16 protein-coding genes are annotated in these 18512 nt (G+C 72.6%); 9 read left to right on the top strand and 7 right to left on the bottom strand.

From position 1 onward, the window contains the following. Nucleotides 1–34: 34 nt before the first annotated feature. Genes ACIBBA_RS18925 through rplI form a run of 3 tightly spaced genes read left to right on the top strand, consistent with a single transcriptional unit; the run spans nucleotide 35 to nucleotide 1313 of the window. Nucleotides 35–571, top strand: a complete 537-nt coding sequence (locus ACIBBA_RS18925; protein ID WP_396698801.1) for a single-stranded DNA-binding protein — start codon at nucleotides 35–37, stop codon at nucleotides 569–571. A 41-nt stretch (nucleotides 572–612) separates the two neighbouring features. Beyond that, nucleotides 613–852, top strand: coding sequence for a 30S ribosomal protein S18 (rpsR, locus tag ACIBBA_RS18920; protein WP_007073789.1), 240 nt, complete (start codon nucleotides 613–615; stop codon nucleotides 850–852). Between the two features lie 14 nt (nucleotides 853–866). Then, nucleotides 867–1313, top strand: a complete 447-nt coding sequence (gene rplI, locus ACIBBA_RS18915) for a 50S ribosomal protein L9 (protein ID WP_396698797.1) — start codon at nucleotides 867–869, stop codon at nucleotides 1311–1313. Between the two features lie 75 nt (nucleotides 1314–1388). Here the strand turns inward: rplI and ACIBBA_RS18910 are convergent, their stop codons facing one another. Further along, complete coding sequence (locus ACIBBA_RS18910; RefSeq protein WP_396698795.1) at nucleotides 1389–2921, bottom strand: hypothetical protein; 1533 nt, start codon at nucleotides 2919–2921, stop codon at nucleotides 1389–1391. A 381-nt stretch (nucleotides 2922–3302) separates the two neighbouring features. On the opposite strand from ACIBBA_RS18910, the gene ACIBBA_RS18905 reads away from it, so the two are divergent. Further along, complete coding sequence (locus ACIBBA_RS18905; protein WP_396698793.1) at nucleotides 3303–6002, top strand: replicative DNA helicase; 2700 nt, start codon at nucleotides 3303–3305, stop codon at nucleotides 6000–6002. Nucleotides 6003–6056: 54 nt separating this feature from the next. Here ACIBBA_RS18905 and ACIBBA_RS18900 read toward each other — a convergent pair whose 3' ends face one another. From ACIBBA_RS18900 to ACIBBA_RS18875, 6 genes are all read right to left on the bottom strand, one after another. After that, nucleotides 6057–6737, bottom strand: a complete 681-nt coding sequence (locus ACIBBA_RS18900; RefSeq protein ID WP_396698791.1) for a maleylpyruvate isomerase N-terminal domain-containing protein — start codon at nucleotides 6735–6737, stop codon at nucleotides 6057–6059. A 94-nt stretch (nucleotides 6738–6831) separates the two neighbouring features. Further along, complete coding sequence (locus ACIBBA_RS18895; RefSeq protein WP_350868739.1) at nucleotides 6832–7221, bottom strand: zf-TFIIB domain-containing protein; 390 nt, start codon at nucleotides 7219–7221, stop codon at nucleotides 6832–6834. Nucleotides 7222–7240: 19 nt separating this feature from the next. Next, on the bottom strand, nucleotides 7241–7873 hold the full coding sequence (locus tag ACIBBA_RS18890; protein WP_357046555.1) for a phosphoribosyltransferase: 633 nt from the start codon (nucleotides 7871–7873) through the stop codon (nucleotides 7241–7243). A gap of 9 nt (nucleotides 7874–7882) precedes the next feature. After that, on the bottom strand, nucleotides 7883–9250 hold the full coding sequence (locus ACIBBA_RS18885; protein ID WP_396698789.1) for a glycosyltransferase 87 family protein: 1368 nt from the start codon (nucleotides 9248–9250) through the stop codon (nucleotides 7883–7885). A 95-nt stretch (nucleotides 9251–9345) separates the two neighbouring features. Continuing rightward, nucleotides 9346–11871 (bottom strand): putative bifunctional diguanylate cyclase/phosphodiesterase, encoded by a 2526-nt coding sequence (locus ACIBBA_RS18880; RefSeq protein ID WP_396698787.1) that lies wholly within the window; start codon nucleotides 11869–11871, stop codon nucleotides 9346–9348. A gap of 274 nt (nucleotides 11872–12145) precedes the next feature. Beyond that, complete coding sequence (locus tag ACIBBA_RS18875; RefSeq protein ID WP_396698785.1) at nucleotides 12146–12376, bottom strand: hypothetical protein; 231 nt, start codon at nucleotides 12374–12376, stop codon at nucleotides 12146–12148. Nucleotides 12377–12411: 35 nt separating this feature from the next. Between ACIBBA_RS18875 and ACIBBA_RS18870 the strand changes: the two genes are divergently transcribed. The 5 genes from ACIBBA_RS18870 to ACIBBA_RS18850 all read left to right on the top strand — a co-directional run bounded on the left by ACIBBA_RS18870 (nucleotide 12412) and on the right by ACIBBA_RS18850 (nucleotide 18495). Continuing rightward, nucleotides 12412–15507: an AfsR/SARP family transcriptional regulator gene (locus ACIBBA_RS18870; RefSeq protein WP_396698783.1), complete on the top strand. Its 3096-nt coding sequence runs from the start codon at nucleotides 12412–12414 to the stop codon at nucleotides 15505–15507. A 294-nt stretch (nucleotides 15508–15801) separates the two neighbouring features. Beyond that, entirely contained in the window at nucleotides 15802–16293 is a 492-nt protein-coding gene (gene moaC, locus ACIBBA_RS18865) for a cyclic pyranopterin monophosphate synthase MoaC (protein ID WP_396698781.1), read from the top strand. Next, nucleotides 16290–16760, top strand: coding sequence for a MogA/MoaB family molybdenum cofactor biosynthesis protein (locus ACIBBA_RS18860; RefSeq protein WP_350868745.1), 471 nt, complete (start codon nucleotides 16290–16292; stop codon nucleotides 16758–16760). The genes moaC and ACIBBA_RS18860 overlap by 4 nt, the downstream gene beginning before the upstream one ends. Before the next feature lie 50 nt (nucleotides 16761–16810). Beyond that, complete coding sequence (locus ACIBBA_RS18855) at nucleotides 16811–18070, top strand: molybdopterin molybdotransferase MoeA (RefSeq protein WP_396698779.1); 1260 nt, start codon at nucleotides 16811–16813, stop codon at nucleotides 18068–18070. Then, entirely contained in the window at nucleotides 18067–18495 is a 429-nt protein-coding gene (locus ACIBBA_RS18850; protein ID WP_396698777.1) for a molybdenum cofactor biosynthesis protein MoaE, read from the top strand. Before ACIBBA_RS18855 ends, ACIBBA_RS18850 begins: the two co-directional genes overlap by 4 nt. Nucleotides 18496–18512 lie beyond the last annotated feature (17 nt).

The raw sequence follows: 18512 nt of genomic DNA, 5'->3' as shown, positions 1-18512 counted from the left end.
CGTACGGCTCTGAGAGCCTTTACGCAGACGATGAGTGCGCGAGGAGATGGTCATGGCAGGAGACACCACCATCACGGTCATCGGCAACCTGACCGATGACCCCGAGTTGCGGTTCACCCCCTCCGGGGCTGCGGTCGCCAAGTTCCGGGTCGCTTCGACGCCCCGATTCATGGACAAGGCGTCCGGCGAATGGAAGGACGGCGAGCCGCTCTTCCTGGCCTGCACGGTGTGGCGGCAGGCGGCGGAGCACGTCGCCGAGTCGCTCCAGCGGGGCGCCCGCGTGATCGTCTCGGGTCGGCTGCGTCAGCGGTCGTACGAGACCCGCGAGGGTGAGAAGCGCACCGTCATCGAGCTCGAGGTCGACGAGATCGGCCCATCGCTGCGCTACGCCACGGCGAAGGTGCAGAAGATGTCGCGCTCCGGTGGCGGCGGCGGTGGCTTCGGTTCCGGTGGTGGTGGTGGTGGCCAGGGTGGCGGCGGAGGCAACTTCGACGACCCCTGGGCTTCGGCCGCACCGTCTCCGTCGCGCGCTGGTTCGGGCGGCAACTTCGACGAGGAGCCTCCGTTCTAATGGCGCCGAGCGCCCGCGATCGCAAACCAGGAGCAAGGTCAATGGCCAAGGCTGCGGCACTTCGCAAGCCGAAGAAGAAGGTGAACCCGCTCGACAAGGACGGGATCACCTATATCGATTACAAGGACACCGCGCTGCTGCGGAAGTTCATCTCCGACCGCGGCAAGATCCGCGCTCGGCGGGTGACCGGCGTCACCTCGCAGCAGCAGCGGCAGATCGCGCGTGCGGTCAAGAACGCCCGTGAGATGGCGCTCTTGCCGTACACCGCGACGGCCCGCTGAAAGGAGGCACCGACATGAAGATCATCCTGACGCAGGAAGTTTCCGGTCTCGGTGCCCCCGGCGACATCGTCGAGGTGAAGGACGGCTTCGGCCGTAACTACCTGCTGCCGCAGGGCTTCGCGATCAGCTGGACCAAGGGTGCCGAGAAGCAGGTCACGGTCATCAAGCGGGCCCGCTCGGCCCGGGAGATCCGCGACCTCGGCCACGCCAACGAGGTCAAGGGCCAGCTCGAGGGCCTGAAGGTCAGCCTGAAGGCCCGCGCCGGTGACGGTGGCCGGCTCTTCGGCTCGGTCACGCCGGCCGAGATCGTCGACGCCGTCAAGGCGGCCGGCGGTCCGACCCTCGACCGCCGCCGGCTGGAGGTGCCCGGTCACATCAAGACGACCGGCGCCTACCCGGTGCGGATCAAGCTGCACCCCGAGGTGACGGCAGCGTTCAACCTGAACGTCGTCGCTTCCTGACATCACCTGCACCACCCAGGGCCCGCACCGAGCGATCGGTGCGGGCCCTGGTCGTCATCGAGCAGCTCTCGGAGGTCAGCCGATCGGTTGGCCGGTCACCGCGCTGATCACCACCGTGGAGAGACCGCCACCCACCACCGCCGAGGCGAGCGCGATGGTGGTCGAACGCCAGGTCGTCCCGACCCGACGCAGCAGCGCCGCGACCACCAGGCTGCTGACCAGCGCCAGGCCGAAGCGCGGCGCGGCGGTGAGGAGCGACCCGAGGGCGCGTGCTCGCGGTGAGTCGCAGCCGCCGCCACTGATGTCGGTGACGCAGCCCGCCGGCGCCTGGGCGTCGAGCGTCAGCAGCCACACGAAGATCAGCACGGCCGGGATCAGGTAGCACGTGGCGGTGTAGAGCAGTGGCCGGACCGAGCCGCCCGGATCCGGGTCGAGCAGGTCGTCCTCCAGCCGGCGGGACCAGCCAGCCGCCCCGGCCGCCTCGATCCGGCGGCGTACCGACGTCATGCCGGCACCGCGTGCGACGCCGACCGGTTCCGCCCGGCGCCGTGTCGACCCGTAGGAGCCGGGCGAGCTGCGCGGTCTCGGCGCGGTGTACGTGACCACCGGCGAGCGCGGCGCCGAGGTGGGCGGATCCATCCACCGCGGATCGTCGCCCGCCAGCCGGGTACCCGACCAGAACCTCTCGTCGTCCCGCGCGGCGCCGGGCCAGCCCGCTGCCTCGGCGGACCGCCCGGACCGCGGCGGTTCCGTCCGGTCCCACTGGGGCGGCTCGGTGTACCTGTCCCACTGGCCCGTGCTGTCCGGCTGCTCCCAGCGGCCGGCGATGTCGGGCTGCTCCCACTGACCGGTGCCGTCCCACCGGTCCGTCCCGGCCGCCGGTAGCCACTCCTGCACGCCCGAGGCGTCCCAGGGGTCCACCGCCGGCTCGGGATCCTCCGCCGGGGTGGCCGCCCGCCCCCACGGGTCGGCGGCCGGACGGGACCAGGACTCCTCCTCCGCCGCCCGACGAGCGCGCCGGGTCGGCCGGTCGGGCTCCCGCCGCGGGGTCGACTCCGCCGCGGGGGACGACTCCTCGCCGCCGGACCAGATCACCGGCGGCCGACCGGCCGGCGAACGCCGGGGCCGCCGCTCCGCGACGGAACCGGAGACCGGCTCGTCGTTGCCCGCCGATTCGGCCCGGCGGTTTCCCACGTACCCCTGCTCCTGTGGACGGTCGAACGTCCACTCCCGGGTGTGGTCCGACTCCGGGGCCGCGGCGATCGCGGGCAGTTCGCGCCAGCTGGTCTCCTGGACCCGACGCCAGCTGCTGGTGGTCTCGGCGGTGCGCCAGCCGGTGCCGGAAGGCGGGCGGTCGGGCTCGTCGTCGTCCGGTGCGGCGTGCCGCCCACCGCCGTCGGCCCGCCGGACGCCGGACTCCAGCGCCCACCGCGGCAGGTAGTCGTCGACCGGCTCCTCCTCACCCGGGTCGAGGGCCCGCCGCTGGCCGCGCGTGCGTCGGCGCTCGCCGGAGCGGTACGGGTCGCCCGAGGCGGGCTCGTCCCACGGTGCGATCGGCTGGCGCTCGCGCGGGCTGTCCTCCCCGCGTCCCCAGTCCCGGTAACTCACGGCCGGAGCGTGACCCTTCTCAACCGATAGCGCAATCCGCTGTCCAGGTGTAGCCGTTCGCTGGAGATAGTACGGGACGAACGACTCACAGACCCGACCGAAAACTTCCCCTCCACAGGCTGGGGATCGCGTCTTCGCTGGTCAGAGCCGTACGGCGGGGAATTCCCCAACGGTTGTCCACAGCCTGTGCACACGCTGCGCACATGCTCGCCCACCAGTGTCCACAGGTTGTCCCGAGGCTCGTCCACCGGTGTTGTTGGCCCCTGAGCTCGGTGTCCGTATGGTTGGCCCCCGACCGCCCGCGCGATGGCCCCCGATCAACCGGTCCGGTCGGCAAAATGTCGTACCCGGACGGTAGAGCTGGGACGCGGATCCGACGCAGTGGAGGGGGGACCGGTGTCGGTCACCGATGACATGCGGGCGGAGCCACGGGGCGGCGGTCAGTCCCCCGCGCCAGCGCAGCGCGAAGGCCACTACGACAAGACCCCGCCCCAGGACGTGGCGGCCGAGCAGTGCGTCCTCGGCGGCATGCTGCTCTCCAAGGACGCCATCGCCGACGTGGTGGAGATCCTCAAGACCAACGACTTCTACCGCCCGGTGCACGCCACCATCTTCGACATCATCCTGGAGATCTACGGCCGCGGCGAACCGGCCGACTCGATCACGGTGGCGGCCGCCCTGGCCGACTCGGGCGACCTGGTCCGCATCGGCGGCGCGCCCTACCTGCACACCCTGATCGCCAGCGTGCCGACCGCCGCCAATGCGGCCTACTACGCCCGGATCGTCAGCGAACGGGCGGTCCTGCGGCGGCTGGTCGAGGCCGGCACCAAGATCGTGCAGCTCGGCTACGGCACCGCAAGCGGGGGCAGCCGCGACGTCGACGACGTTGTCGACCTCGCTCAGCAGGCCGTCTATGACGTCACCGAGCGGCGGGTCAGCGAGGACTTCGCCGTCCTGGCCGACATGCTCCAGCCGACCCTGGACGAGATCGAGGCGGTGGGCGCCCAGGGTGGGGTGATGACCGGTGTGCCCACCGGCTTCAGCGACCTGGATCGGCTGCTCAACGGCCTGCACGCGGGGCAACTGATCATCGTGGCCGGCAGGCCTGGCTTGGGCAAGTCAACGGCGAGTATGGATTTCGCCCGAAATGCTGCGATTCGCGCCAACCAGGCGGCGGCCATCTTCTCGCTGGAAATGAGCAAGGTCGAGATCGTCATGCGACTGCTCTCGGCCGAGGCCCGGGTGCCGCTGCACGTGCTGCGCAGCGGTCAGCTCTCCGACGACGACTGGACCAAGCTGGCGCGCTGCATGGGCGAGATCAGCGAGGCGCCGCTCTTCGTCGACGACACCCCGAGCATGAACCTGATGGAGATCCGGGCCAAGGCGCGGCGGCTCAAGCAGCGGCACGACCTCAAGATGATCGTGGTCGACTACCTCCAGCTGATGACCTCGCCAAAGCGCACCGAGAGCCGGCAGCAGGAGGTCGCCGATCTGTCCCGGGGCCTGAAGCTGCTGGCCAAGGAGGTCGAGTGCCCGGTGATCGCGGTCAGCCAGCTGAACCGTGGCCCCGAGCAGCGCACCGACAAGCGACCCCAGCTCTCCGACCTGCGTGAATCAGGTTGCCTGACAGCGGAGACGAGGGTCATCCGAGCCGACAACAACTCTGAAGTGACCCTCGGGGAACTCCTCGCCGCTGGGGCGAAGGACATCCCGGTCTGGGCGCTGGACGAGTCGCTCCGTTACACACCCCGCACGATGACCCACGTGTTCCCGAGCGGTAATCGTGAGATCTTCCGGATGACACTCACGTCGGGAAAACAGATCGACGCAACGGCCAACCACCCCTTCCTCACGTTCGGGGGCTGGGTGCCGCTGGGAGAGCTGTCGGCGGGAGCGAGGATTGGGACGCCTCGGCACGTGCCGCCCCCGCTGACGGTTCGGCCTTGGGCAGAGGCGGAGGTCGTGCTGCTGGCACACCTGCTGGGCGACGGCTCCTTCGTACGCCGTCAACCCATCCGCTATGCCAGCCGAGATGAGTCCAACCTGAGCGTTGTGACGGACGCGGCGAAGCACTTTGGGATCTCCGCGGTTCGCGACGACTACGAAGTGGCCAGAGTGACGACGCTTCGGCTACCCGCGCCCTACCGGTTGGCCCGGGGCCGCCGGAACCCCATCGCCGAGTGGCTCGATGGCCTCGGGCTCTTCGGTCTGCGCTCTCACGAGAAGTTCCTGCCAGCGTCCGTCTTCGGCCTGCCGAAGGAACAGATCACCCTTTTCCTGCGTCATCTGTGGGCCACCGACGGCTCCGTCTGCGTCAACAAGTCCGGGCGCGGGGGGCGGGTCTACTTCGCATCTACCAGCCAGCGGTTGCTGGAGGACATCTCTCGTCTCCTGCTGAGGTACGGCATTACCGCGCGGCTCAAGACCGTAGCCGTGGTGGGCCATCGGCCCCAGTACACGCTCGACATCTCCGGCCGCGACGACCAACTGCGGTTCCTGCGAGAGATCGGGGTTCACGGCGAGCGAGCGGAGAACTGCGCGGACCTTCTCGCCTCCATTGAGGCAATCCAGAGCAACCCCAACGTCGACACGGTGCCGCGCGAGGTGTGGAGCAGGGTGAGGCAGGTCTTGGCCGATCGGGGTATGAGCCACCGGGAGTTCGCTGCGGCCACGGGCACCCAGTTCTGCGGCAGCACGATGTGGAAGCACTCGCCGAGCCGGTCCCGGTTGTCGAAGATCGCATCGGTGCTTGACTCCGCCGACCTCGATCTGCACGCCACCAACGACATCTTCTGGGACGAGATCGTGTCGATCGAGTCGCTCGGCCAGCAGGAGGTTTTCGACGCCACTGTCCTCGGCACCCACAACTTCATCGCCAACGGCATCGCGACGCACAACTCGATCGAGCAGGACGCCGACGTGGTGATCCTGCTGCACCGGGACGACTACTACGACAAGGAGTCGCCGCGGGCGGGCGAGGCGGATTTTATTGTCGCCAAGCACCGGAATGGTCCGACCGACACGGTCACCGTCGCGGCGCAGCTGCACCTGTCCCGCTTCGTCGACATGGCCATCGTCTGAGCCTGTCCGCGCGAGCGGTGCCCGGGCCGACTGCGGGCGGAGGGACGCCGCGCGTCAGCCGAGCAGCGGGAACCAGCCGGCGACCTCGCCCAGCTCCAACCGGTCCCGGTCGGTGAGCGGGAGGCGGCCGGCCGCCTTCAGCAGGAACTCGTGGTCGTCCCAGCTCGCCGGGCGGACCGCCTCGTCGCTGAGCAGGCCATCCATGGTGGCTACCGCGACCCGGGTGGCGAGCGGGCCGGGTGGCGGAGCGTCGGGCAGGTCCAGCACCAGATCCAGGTGGTGGATCACCGCCTCGGTGGTGAGCGTCGCGAGGAAGTCCGGCACCCGCAGCACGTGACCCTGGGTGACCACGTGGCCCGACGGGTCGGCCGCGCTGGCGGCCCGGACGGCGGCCGGCGCGGTGTCGGACCAGATCCGGACCACGCCGGAGGGCCGGTCGAACGCCGCCGCGGAGCGGCGGGCCCACCAGGCGTGCCGGGCACCGTCGGCGTCGCCGCCGGGCGGGAACGCGCGCCAGTAGCTGACGTCGTCCACGTCGGCCGGCCCGGGTGCCGGGCTGGCCAGCGCCACCAGCGCCCGCTGAGCGTCGCAGAGCACGTGGAACAGCAGGTCGGCGACGAGCCAGCCGCGGCACCGGGTCGGTCGTTGCAGGTCCGCGTCGTCGAGGTCGGTGACCACGGCGGTGATCGCCCCGTACGCCTGCGCCAGCGCGTCATGCTGCCGGACGGCGGTCATGGGTTGCAGCTTCGCACGGATGATGGCGTCCAGCACGACAGGACGGCCGGCCCGGCGGGTACCGGGCCGGCCGTCGGACGCTGTGCGGGTGGGCTCAGCCGAACATGTCGTCGAGGAAGCTCTTGTGCTTCTTGCGCCGGTAGTGCCCGTGGTAGCCCTGGTGCTGCTGGCCGTGGCCGCCGTAGGCCGGCGCGGGCGGGTAGCCGTGCGCCGGCGGCGGGGGCGGCGGCACCGCGCCGTAACCCGGCTGGTGCGGCGCCGGCGGGGGCGGCGGGGGCGGGTAGCCGGCGGGCTGGTGGGCTGGCTGGCCGCCCGGACCGGCCGCCTGCTGGCGGTTCCAGTTCGCCTCCGCCTCGAACAGCTTCTCCAGCTCGCCGCGGTCGAGGAAGATCCCCCGACACTCACCGCACTGGTCGATGACGACGCCGCTGCGCTCGTATTGACGCATTTCTCCATGACACTTGGGACAGGTGAGGCTCATCACCCGACGGTACCTGGTCGGGTCACGCGGTTGCCGTAAGCGTTTCCGTCACCTCGTCATCGGTCACCTCGTGGAAGTCCTCGTAGTAGCTGCTCACCGCCATGAACTCGGGTGGGCGCTGGGCGCAGATCACCTGGTCGGCCTCGGCGGACAACATCTCGAACGCCTCCTGCGAACCGACCGGTATCGCGACCACCACCCGTTGGGCGCCGAGCCGGCGGGCGACCTCCACGGCCGCCCGGGCGGTGGCGCCGGTGGCCAGGCCGTCATCGACGATCACCGCGGTACGCCCGGTGAGGTCGAGCGGTGGCCGTCCGGCCCGGTAGAGCTGCTCCCGCCGTTCCAGCTCGGCCTGCTCGCGCCGGTTGGTCTCGGCGATGTCCTCCGCGCTGAGCCGGCTCGCCACCTGCTCGTTGAGTACCTGCACCCCGCCGGGGCCGAGCGCGCCGAAGGCCACCTCCCGAGCCCAGGGCATGCCGAGCTTCCGGATCACCAGGACGTCCAGCGGCGCGCCGAGTCGTCCGGCGACCACCTGTGCCACCGGTACGCCGCCGCGTACCAGGCCGAGGACGATGAGGTTCGGTTCGCCGATCAGGCCGGTGAGCCGCTCGGCGAGCACCCGGCCCGCTTCGGCGCGGTCGCGGTAGGTGGTCATGCCTCAGGTCTACGCCCTGCCGCGCCCCGCCGCGCGCCAGTTGCCGGAAAGAAGCGGCTCCGCCGGCTCGGTGGCCGGTTGCTCCGGGGCACGCAGGGCGGGTGCCCAGATCAGCAGGGCGAGCGGATAGAGCAGGTACCCGAAGCGGGTGGTGGGCATCAGGGCGATCGCGGCGAGCAGCCCGTACCCGCAGATCAGCGCGGTGGCGACGGCGGTGCGCGGCGGGCGGCGGGCGAGTCGGACGGCGATCGCCGCGCCGGCCGCGACGAGCAGCGCGGCGGCGATGTATCTGCCGCCGGGCAGCCCGGTCGCGATCAGGTAGCCGGGGAAGGGTGACTGCGCTGGGCTGGTCACCAGCCCGTGGCCGAGGGGGAAGCGGAGCACGTTCTCCACCAGGGCGTCGCGGTCGACCAGCAGGGCGGGCAGCAGGGCCGCCACGGGAAGCCCGATGGCTCCGGCGGCCACCCGGGTGCCGGCCCGCCGGTTCGCCCCCCAAATGATCAGGACCAGGGCGATGGGCCAGGCGAAGAGCTTCAGCGCGCCGGCCACCCCGACCGCGAGTCCGGCCCGCCCGGGCCGGTGGGTGCCGGCGAAGGCCAGGGCCAGCAGGCAGAGCGCGAGGATGGGCAGGTCGTCGCCGCCGGTGGCCAGGGTGAGGGCGCAGATCGGCAGGACGGTCGCAGCCTGCACGCCGCGCAGCAGCGCGGCGTTCGGGCGGGTCGTTCCGCCCGCCTGCGCCGGGGCGGCGGTGCGACCCGCGCGGTGGTGGGCGCGGAGCGTGGCGACCGCGAGGGCGAGCGCGAGCGCGGTGCCGACCGCGAACCAGACCCGGGCGTCGGTCCACCACCCGTCGGCGATCGCCCGGGGCAGCCCGAAGAGGGCCATGCCCGGTTGGTACGGGGTGTAGCCGAGCAGCCGTTCGTCGGCGGGCAGGGCGGCGATGGCGTCGTGACCGAGGTACGGGGTGCCGTGCTCGGCGAGCCGGGTGCCGGCCTGCTCGACGACGTGCACCTCCTCCTGTGCCCGGTCGGTCCGGCCGCCCGCCCGCTCGACGCTCTGTTGTACGAGCGGAAGCAGCGCGGTGGTCACCCACGCGAACCCGGTGAGCGCCCAGCGGGCCGGCAGCCCGACCAGCGGCGAGTCCGGGTGACGGCGGCGGACCAGCAGCTGGCTGGCGACGGCCAGCGCGGCGAGGAGATAGCCGACGGCGGCGGTGCCGCCCCAGGCGCGGTGCGGGAGCAGCGTCGAGGTGGCGGCGGTGATCGCGGCGAACCCGGCCGACGCGGCGTAGAGGCCGAGGTCGAGGGCGAGGCCGCCGGCGGCGGAGTCGACGGCCCGCCAGCCACGGCGGCGGACGGTCGGGGCTGCGGCGGTCACGCCGGCAAGTGTGGCAGACGGGCGGCGGCGACCCGGGCCGCGCACGGCCTGGGTAGGTGATCGCCGCGGCTGGGCGTGCGGGTGGTGTGCCGGGGTCAGGCGGGCAGGTGCGGTAGCCGGTCCCGGCCGCGACCGTTCGAGCGCCGCCCGCCGAGGCGGATCACCGAGCCGGCGTCGTGCAGCGGGGGTGCCAGGGTGCCCGGGCTGCCGCCGGCGCCGCGCTGGAGCGCGGCGAGCAGCGTGCCGGCCGGAATCGGTCGGGCGAAGAGGTGGCCCTGGCCGGCGGCGCAGCCCAACTCCCAGAGGGCGCGGCGCTGCGGCTCGCTCTCCACTCCCTCGGCGACCACGGTCAGGTCGAGGCTGCGACCGAGGTCGAGGGTGGAGCGGATGACGGCGGCGGCCTCGGCGGAGCTCTCCATCGCGCTCACGAAGCTGCGGTCGATCTTCAGCTCGTGGACCGGGATCCGGGAGAGCAGGCTCAGCGACGAGTAGCCGGTGCCGAAGTCGTCGAGCGCCAGGCGTACCCCCTCGTCGCGCAGCCGGCTGAGCACCCGGTCGACCACGTCGAGTTGGCTGAGGGTGAGGGTCTCGGTCAGCTCCAGTACCAGCCGGTCCGCCGGGAGGTCGTGGGCGCGCAGCCGGGCCAGCACCGAGCCGGGGAACCGGGCGTCGAGCAGGCTGCGCGGGGAGACGTTGACCGCGACCGGTACGTCGAAGCCGGCGTCCCGCCAACTGCCGGCGGCGATCAGCGCCTGGTCCAGGATGGCCTCGGCGAAGGCCGGCAGCAGGCCGGAGCGCTCCACCGCCTCCAGGAAGCGCAGCGGGTCGATCACCCCGTGCCGGGGGTGGTGCCAGCGGGCGAGCGCCTCGGCGCTGGTGACCTCGCCGGTGGCCAGGTCGACGATGGGTTGGAAGTTGACGGTGAACTCGTGGTCGGCGACCGCGCGGGGCAGCTCACCGCCGAGGGTGAGTCGGCCGAGGTCGGCGGTGTCCCGGGTCGGGGCGTACGTGGAGATCCGTTGGCCGGCCCGCTTGGCCTGGTACATCGCCACGTCGGCGCGGCGCAGCAGCTCGGGCATCCCGCCGCTGGCCGGCGCGGCGGAGATGCCGCCGCTCGCCTCGACGCTGATCCGCATGCCGTCCAGGTCGAAGGGCTCGTGCAGCGCGGCGATCAGGGTCTCCGCCCGGTGCGCGGCCACCGCGGGGGCCGGCAGACCGCGCAGCAGCACCGCGAACTCGTCGCCGCCGAGCCGGGCCACCACGTCGTCGCCCTGGGCGGCGCCGCGCAGCCGCTCGGCCACCTGCACCAGCACCTGGTCGCCGGCGGCGTGCCCGAGCGTGTCGTTGACCTCCTTGAAGTGGTTGAGGTCGATCAGCACCAGCGCGGTGACCCCGTCGGCGTGCCGGATGCTGAGCTGCTCGGTGCCCTGGTCGAGCAGGTGCCGCCGGTTCGCCAGCCCGGTCAGCGCGTCGTGGGTGGCGGCGTACGCGTGCTCCTCGGCGACCCGGGCCAGCTCGGCGTACGCCTGCGCGTTGCGGACGGCGGTGCACAGCGCGGAGGCGAAGGTCCGCAGCGTGTACCGCTCCCGCTCGGAGAGCTCCACCGGCCCGCGGAACCGCAGCCGCAGCACGCCGACGTCGACCGCCCGGTCGTGCCCCTCGAGTGGCGCCGGGACGACGGTGCCGTCGACGGTGGTGGGCTCGCCCCCCGGTCCGTCGTACGTGATGACGCCGCCCGCGCCGCCGCGCACGGTCCGGTCGCCGTCGCGTAGCTCGATCTCCACCTCGTCGGCGGAGAAGAGCTCGGCCGCCTGGGTGACGGCGGTGGTGAGGACCTTGTCCAGGTCGACCACGTTGAGCGCGTCGGTGGTCCGGGCGAGCCGTTGCCACGCCTGCTGCTCGGTCCGGCCGCGGATCCGGGCCGAGTACGCGAGGTGCAGGCTCAGCACGAGCGGGGGGACGGCCAGCAGCAGTCGTGGGTCGGCCCGGATGATGAGCAGCGTGCAGGCGGCCACCACGAAGCGGACGCCGAACCCGGCCAGTCGCAGGTCGAGGTTGTTGCGGAACTGTCGGGAGATCTTGTTGCCCGAGGCGAGGGCGATGACGGGGGTGGCGAGAAGGTCATCCAGCAGCGCGGCGACCAGGTATACCGCGCCGAGGACGACGATGACGTTCCAGAAATCCCTCGGTGGCCAACGGTCACCGAGGAGCAGGATCAGGGCTGTGGCGCCTCCCGCGACGAGGGTGTGCTTGGCGATGCCGAACGCGGTCTTGATGGCGGACAGGCGGGTCAGGAACGACGCGCAGGCAATGCCCACTCCGGCGGCGAGGATCACCTGCGGTGGTGGTGCCAGCGCGAGTCCGAGGACGATGGCGGTCTCGACCCACGCGATGGAGAACGCGGTCGACCTGATCCGCAGCGGCGCCTTGACGATCGCTCCGAGAGCGATCATGACGGCGACGGCGGCGCTCGTTGTGAAGTCGTCGATCGAGGTGGGCGGGTCGTGCCAGACGGCCGTCGCGGCGCCCAGGGCCACGACGCTCGCGAAGGCCACAAGAATTCCGACCAACAGCAGCAACCGTCGGTCGGTATCGCTGTGACGACGCGTCGTCAGGCTCACCCAACCCCATCCGTTGCCGACCGTCAGTATCTGATGACCGGCAGCGTACCTCTCGCGTTCCGGGCTTGATAAGAGCTCAGTTCCACTCGGTGCTGCGCATGACAGGTCTCCCTCCCCGATCGCCGGCGCCCCCGCTAAGGGGCGTCTTTGTAGGGAGGAGCGTAGGAGGGTTAGCGAGTGATACGGAAGCATTTATGTCGGTATGCGCAACATAAGCCAAGATGGCGCTGGTTTGTCACGTTCTGTCCGCACTCCTGAGCGGAGCGCGCTTAACTCATTCGACAAATCCACCGCACTGTCGCCGATACCGCTGAACGTTAACGGTCGGTTGCCAGTCCAGTGTGGCCAAGGTCGCCGGATCCTTCATCCGCACTTCGGATGCGTTGCGCGATCGGATCGGATGGCGCCGCAGCGGCGGGCCACAGTCGCGCAGGGTGACGGTCCGGATGCCGGAATGTGCCGCCACTTCGGTGACCTCCGGTCCTATGCTTCCAGGCGTGATCATGTGAATACCCAATTACGGCCAAAGTAGAGGGACCGGTGGAGATTCGCGTTCTGGGTGGCCTTACGGTGCAACTTTCGGCGGGCAGCCTGCACCCGGGGACGCCGAAACAACAGACCGTTCTCGCGTTGCTCGTGGCACAGCCTGGTCAGCTCGTGACCGTCGAGGATCTGGTGGATGAACTCTGGCCCGCCGAACCGCCACGATCCGCTGTTGCGAACGTGCGTACCTACGCCGCCAATCTGCGGCGGAACTTCGAGGCACTGGCACCCGGCGCGGAAGTCCTGGTGCGACACGCCAGCGGTTATCGGCTGCAGGTCGGGCTGGAACAGATTGACGTCAACCGTTTCGAGGCCGAGTACCGACAGGCCCGGGTCGGGTTCGACGAGGGCGCGCTGGACCCGGCTGCGGAGCTGCTCGAGCGGGCCGTGGGCCGGTGGCGAGGGCCGATGCTCGCCGGCGTTCCGCTCGGACCGGTGCTGACCGCGCGGACCGTGGCCGCCGAGGAGATGCGGCTGCTGGCCGTCGAGCTCCTCGCCGACGTCTGGACCCGCTCGGGCCGGGGCGAACAGGCCATCCCGCTGCTTCGCGAGCTGCTCGGGCTCCACCCGCTCCGGGAGTCCGCCCATCTGCTGCTGATGCGGGCGTTGTACCAGCGAGGTGACCGAGCCGAAGCGGTCGCCGCGTACCGCAGCGCGCGCGACGCGCTGCGTGAGCAACTCGGCATCGAACCGGGCGCCGAGCTCCAGCGCTTCCGGCGGGCGGTCGACGACGCGGACGAGCGGCAGCCGGCCGGCGCCGGGCAGCAGACGGCGATCCCCCGGACGAGGGCCGGGCTGACCCGCTCGGGTGGGCACCGGCCAGGAGCGCCGGCGGCGTCCGCGGAACGGCCCGGCGGTGTCAACTGGCTGCCCCGGCCGGTGACCGACTTCGTCGGCCGCGCCGAGACCACCGAGCGGTTGTTGGCCGAGACCCGGCGGGTGGAGGAGCTGACCTCCGCGGTGCACGTCATCGACGGGATGGCCGGCAGCGGCAAGACGGCTCTCGCCGTACACGTGGCGCACCGGCTGGCCGCCCGTTATCCCGACGCGCAACTCTTCGTCGACCTGCGCGGCCACGGCGGCGAGGAGCCGGTCGAGCCGGCCGGCGCACTGGCCACCCTGCTGCGTCAACTGGGCGTACCGGGACAGCAGATCCCGGCGGAGCTGGCGTGCCGGGTCGAGGCGTGGCGACGCGAACTGGCCGGACGCCGGTGCGTCGTCGTCCTCGACAACGCGGCCAGTGGCGAGCAGGTACGACCGCTGCTGCCGGTGCTCACGGGAACGGTGCTCATCGTCACCTCGCGCCGGCGGCTCACCGGCCTGGACGTGGGGCCGCCGGAGTCGCTACCGGGAATGACCACCGAGGAAGGGCTCGCGCTGCTCGCCCGCGCGGCCGGCGCCGACCGGGTGCGGGCCGAACCGGAGGCGGCCGCCACGGTCGTACGCCGGTGCGGGTACCTGCCGTTGGCGATCCGGCTGGCCGGCTCCCGGCTGGCCCGGCGGCGCAGCTGGCGCGTCGCCCATCTCGCCGAACTCCTGGCTGACGGCTCGCACGCGCTCGGCCAGTTCTCCGAGGAGGAGCGCACGCTGGCCGGTGTCTTCGCCACGTCGTACGAGCCGCTCAGCGAGCCCGCCAGACGGATGTTCCGAATGCTGAGCCTGCATCCGGGCAACAAGATCGACTTCGCCATGGCGGTGGCGCTCGCCGGACTCCCGATCGACACCGCGCGCCGCGCGCTCGACGAGCTCGTCGACGGCTATCTGATCGAAGAGGTGGAGACCGGGCGGTACCGCATGCACGACCTGCTCCGGCAGTACTCGTCGGAGCTGTCCGCGCGCGACGACTCCGCCGACACCCGTCAATGGGCCCTGGCCGAGCTGCTCGACTTCGCGCTCAACGCGTCGTTACGGGTGGCCGAGTTGCTCGAGCCCGACTTCATCCGGGACCAGGTGGCGCCGCCGCCCCCGCGCCGTCCCGAACTGCTGGAAACCGTCGGTGCACCGTCGGTCGACTGGTTGGCGCGGGAGCGGGCCGAGCTGGTCGCCCTCGTCGTCGGCGCACAGGAGGCCGGCCTGCACGGGTACGCCTGGCGGTTGGCCCGGTGCCTCTGGCGGTTCTGCTACATCCGCGCGTACTTCGACGACATCCTGCTGACGCACCGGCGCGGGTTGGCCGCGGCCGAGGCGGAAGGCGACGCGCACGGCATCGCCTCGATGAACAACTACCTGGCCTCCGCGTACGTCCGGACGGGCAACTACCGGCCGGCGCTGGATCACCTGTCCCGGGCCGCCGCCATCGCCGAGCAGGAGGGGGACAGCCGCGGCCTGTTCCGGTACCGGGCCAACCTGGTCGTCGTCTACTGGCTCCGGGGTGACCTGCGACAGGCGGTGGCGGTCGGACTGGAGAGCCTTCGGGATCCACGGGGCCGCGACGGACACGACATCTCCGTCGGCCTGCCCAACGTCGGGCTGGCCCTGGCGGCCTCCGGTCGTTACCAGGACGCCCTGCGTGTCCACCGGCTCCACCTCTACTGGGCGCGGATCAGCCAGAGCGACTTCCACATCCTCAACGCGCTGAGCCACATCGGCGGGGTCAAGGTGCGCCTCGGCCAGCATCGCCAGGCGATCCGGCTGCTACGGGCCTCGCTGGCGCTGCGCGACCGGACCGGTCACCGCTACGCGGAAGCAGAGGTACGCAACGACCTCGGTGCCGCCTTCCGCGCCCTCGGTCGCCTGGTCGAGGCCCAGCGCGAGCACGAGCTGGCCAGGACGCTGGCCGCCGACTCGGGCGAGCGCCATGTGGAGGCGGCGGCGCTGAACGAACTCGGCCGGACCTTCGCGGCAGCCGGAGAGGTGGACGAGTCCGCCGAGATGTACGCCGCCGCGCTGCGCCTCGCGACCCGGATCGGGCATCCGTACGAGCAGGGCCGGGCGTTGGCCGGGCTGGCCGAGCACTTCGCGCGTACCGAGCCGGTCGAGGCGCGCCGGCACTGGGAGCGGGCATTGGCCATCTTCCGCCGGATGGGCGTGCCGGAACGCGTCGAGGTGGAGCGCCGGCTGGCCGAGCCCCCGGCCGTCGAGCGGTCGCGGTGAGGTGGCCGCCGCGCTTATCGATTTCTTATCGCCGGCCTCGCTAGCGTCGTCGCGGTGTCGGCCAACGGGGGAGGTTCTGGCCTGCGGTCAGGACCGGGTCGCCGAATCGCCCGCTGCACGGGTCCCCCCCAGCGACTTGGCGGCGGGTAGGTGGGGAGAGGCGGCGTCAGGCCGTGCGGTCGCGCCGACAGCACCGCGGCGCGCGCTGTGCCGGGCGTCGCTCCTCCCCACCGCCAGTCGGTCGAAGGCCAGGGGAGCAGGTTCCGCTCGTACCCGGAGGATAGGCTCGCGGCCGTGACCGAACCCGCGCAGCTCAGCCACGTCGACGCGGCCGGCGCGGCCCGCATGGTCGACGTCTCCGCCAAGGCGGTGACCGGGCGGTCGGCGGTCGCCGCCGGCCGGCTCCGGACCACGTCCGAGGTGGTCGACCTGCTCCGCCGCGACGGCCTGCCGAAGGGTGACGCGCTGGCCGTCGGCCGGCTCGCCGGCATCATGGGCGCCAAGCGCACGCCCGACCTGATCCCGCTCTGCCACCCGATCGCGCTGCACGCGGTCACCGTCGACCTGCGACTCACCGCCGACACGGTCGAGATCACCGCCACCGCGCGGACGGCCGACCGGACGGGGGTGGAGATGGAGGCCCTGACCGCGGTCGCGGTCGCCGGCCTCGCCCTGGTCGACATGGTCAAGGCGGTCGACCCGGCGGCCTCGGTCGAGGCGGTGCGGGTGCTGCGCAAGGAGGGCGGCAAGACCGGCGAGTGGGTCCGCCCGCAGGACCGGCCGTGATCCGGGCGCGGGTGGTGGTGGCCTCCAACCGGGCCGCCGCCGGCGTCTACGCCGACACCAGCGGCCCGTTGCTCGTCGCCGGCCTGCGTGAGCTCGGCTGCCAGGTCGACGAGCCGGTCGTGGTGCCCGACGGTGAGCCGGTCGGCGCCGCGCTGCGAGCCGCGCTGGCCGACGGGGTCGACGTGGTGCTGACCAGCGGTGGCACCGGCATCACTCCGTCCGACCGGACGCCGGACGTGACCCGGGCGCTGCTCGACTACGAGATTCCCGGCATCGCCGAGGCGATCCGCGCCCACAGCCGCGACCGGGTGCCCACCTCGGCGCTCTCCCGGGGTCTGGCCGGGGTGGCCGGTCGGATGCTGGTGGTCAACCTGCCCGGCTCCACCGGCGGCGCGCGCGACGGGCTCGCCGTGCTCGGCCCGATCCTCGTCCACGCGGTCGACCAGCTGCGCGGCGGCGACCACTGAGCGGGGTCACTGCGCCGGCACCGCGTCCACTGCCCCGATAGGCTCGGCGGGTGAGAACCGAAACCGCACCGGCCGCCGACCGCGCCCCCGCGCCGCCGCCGGTCGGCTGGGATCAGGCGCGTGCCCGGGTCCACGCGGCCGGTCTGGCCGCTGCGCTTCCGGTGGCCGCCCGACCGCTCGTCGAGACCGACGGGCAGACCCTCGCCGAGCCGCTGACCACGCGTACCGACCTGCCCGCCTTCCCCACCTCCAGCGTGGACGGCTGGGCGGTGCGCGGCGCCGGGCCCTGGGCGGTCGTCGGCCGGGTGCTCGCCGGTGGCAGCCCTCCGCCGCTGACCGAGGACGGCACCACCGTCGAGATCGCCACCGGCGCGATGGTGCCCACGGGCACCACGGCGGTGCTGCGGATCGAGGAGTCCGAGCGGACGCCGGACGGCCGGGTCGCCGGCACGCCGCGGGCCACGCCGGAGTGGCGCGAGCCGGGCGAGGAGGCGTACGCCGGGGAGGAGCTGCTGCCGGCCGGGACGCCGGTCGACCCGGCGGTGATCGGGCTGGCCGCCTCGTGCGGCTACGACACCCTGCCGGTGCGTCGCGCGCCGCGCGCCGCGCTGCTGGTCTTCGGCGACGAGCTGCTGACGGCGGGCCCGCCCGGCGCCGGCCGGGTCCGCGACGCGCTCGGCCCGGCGGTGCCGGCCTGGCTGCGCCGCTACGGCTGCGAGCTGACCGCCGACGACGTCATCGGCCCGGTGGCGGACACCCTTCCCGCGCACGTCGCGGCGTTGCGCGCGGCCCTGGACAGCGCCGACCTGGTCTGCACCACGGGCGGCACGATGCACGGCCCGGTCGACCACCTGCACCCGGCGCTGGCCGAGCTCGGCGCCGACTACGTGGTCAACACGGTCGCGGTCCGGCCGGGGTTCCCGATGCTGCTGGCCCAGCTGACCGACGCCGACGGGCGGGTCCGCTTCGTGGCCGGGCTGCCGGGCAACCCGCAGTCCGCGATCGTCGCGCTGGTCTCGCTGGTCGCACCGCTGCTCGCCGGCCTGCAGGGCCGGTCGATGCCGGTGCTGCCGCAGGTCACCCTGGCCGAGCCGGTGCCCGGTCGAGGTGACTTCACCCATCTCGCCCTGGTCCGGCTGGACCGGGCGGCCGGTACCGCCCACCCGGTGCGGCACGTCGGCTCGGCGATGCTGCGTGGGCTCGCCGGCGCGGACGGCTTCGCGGTGATCCGCCCGGGCACCAGCGGCGAACCGGGCTCGCCGGTGCCGGTGGTGCCGCTGCCGTTGCTGCCCGGGGAGCGGACGTCATGACCGCGCCGGCGCTCGCCTTCGGTGAGGTCACCGACCGGCCGCTCGACCTGGCCGCGCATGAGGCGGCGGTCGCCGACGCCCGGGCCGGGGCGGTGGTCTCCTTCCAGGGTGTGGTCCGCGACCACGACGACGGCCGGGCCGTGACCAGCCTGGAGTACGAGGGTCATCCGAGCGCCCAGCAGATCCTGCGCGAGGTGGCGGCCGAGATCGCCGCGGACCCCGAGGTGTACGCGGTCGCCGTCTCGCACCGGGTCGGTCCGCTCGCCATCGGCGACGTGGCCCTGGTCGCGGCGGTCAGCACGGCACACCGGGCCGCCGCGTTCGCGGCCTGCGCGCGACTGGTCGACGAGGTGAAGGCGCGACTGCCGATCTGGAAGCGTCAGGTCTTCGCCGACGGCACCGAGGAGTGGGTCAACTGCCCGTGACCGGTGCGGGCGCCGGG

Source organism: Micromonospora sp. NPDC051006, from assembly GCF_044456245.1.
In the GTDB taxonomy this organism is placed as follows: Bacteria; Actinomycetota; Actinomycetes; order Mycobacteriales; family Micromonosporaceae; genus Micromonospora.
The sequence above is the reverse complement of the archived record's forward strand: the minus strand, read 5'-3'. Positions and strand labels throughout refer to the sequence as shown.

Bases quoted from the DNA above. Each gene is read 5' to 3' on its own strand.
- rpsR (WP_007073789.1), top strand. From the start codon at position 613: ATGGCCAAGGCTGCGGCACTTCGCAAGCCGAAGAAGAAGGTGAACCCG.
- rplI (WP_396698797.1), top strand. From the start codon at position 867: ATGAAGATCATCCTGACGCAGGAAGTTTCCGGTCTCGGTGCCCCCGGC.
- ACIBBA_RS18875 (WP_396698785.1), bottom strand. From the start codon at position 12,376: ATGATCACGCCTGGAAGCATAGGACCGGAGGTCACCGAAGTGGCGGCA.
- ACIBBA_RS18890 (WP_357046555.1), bottom strand. From the start codon at position 7,873: ATGACCACCTACCGCGACCGCGCCGAAGCGGGCCGGGTGCTCGCCGAG.
- ACIBBA_RS18850 (WP_396698777.1), top strand. From the start codon at position 18,067: ATGACCGCGCCGGCGCTCGCCTTCGGTGAGGTCACCGACCGGCCGCTC.
- ACIBBA_RS18900 (WP_396698791.1), bottom strand. From the start codon at position 6,737: ATGACCGCCGTCCGGCAGCATGACGCGCTGGCGCAGGCGTACGGGGCG.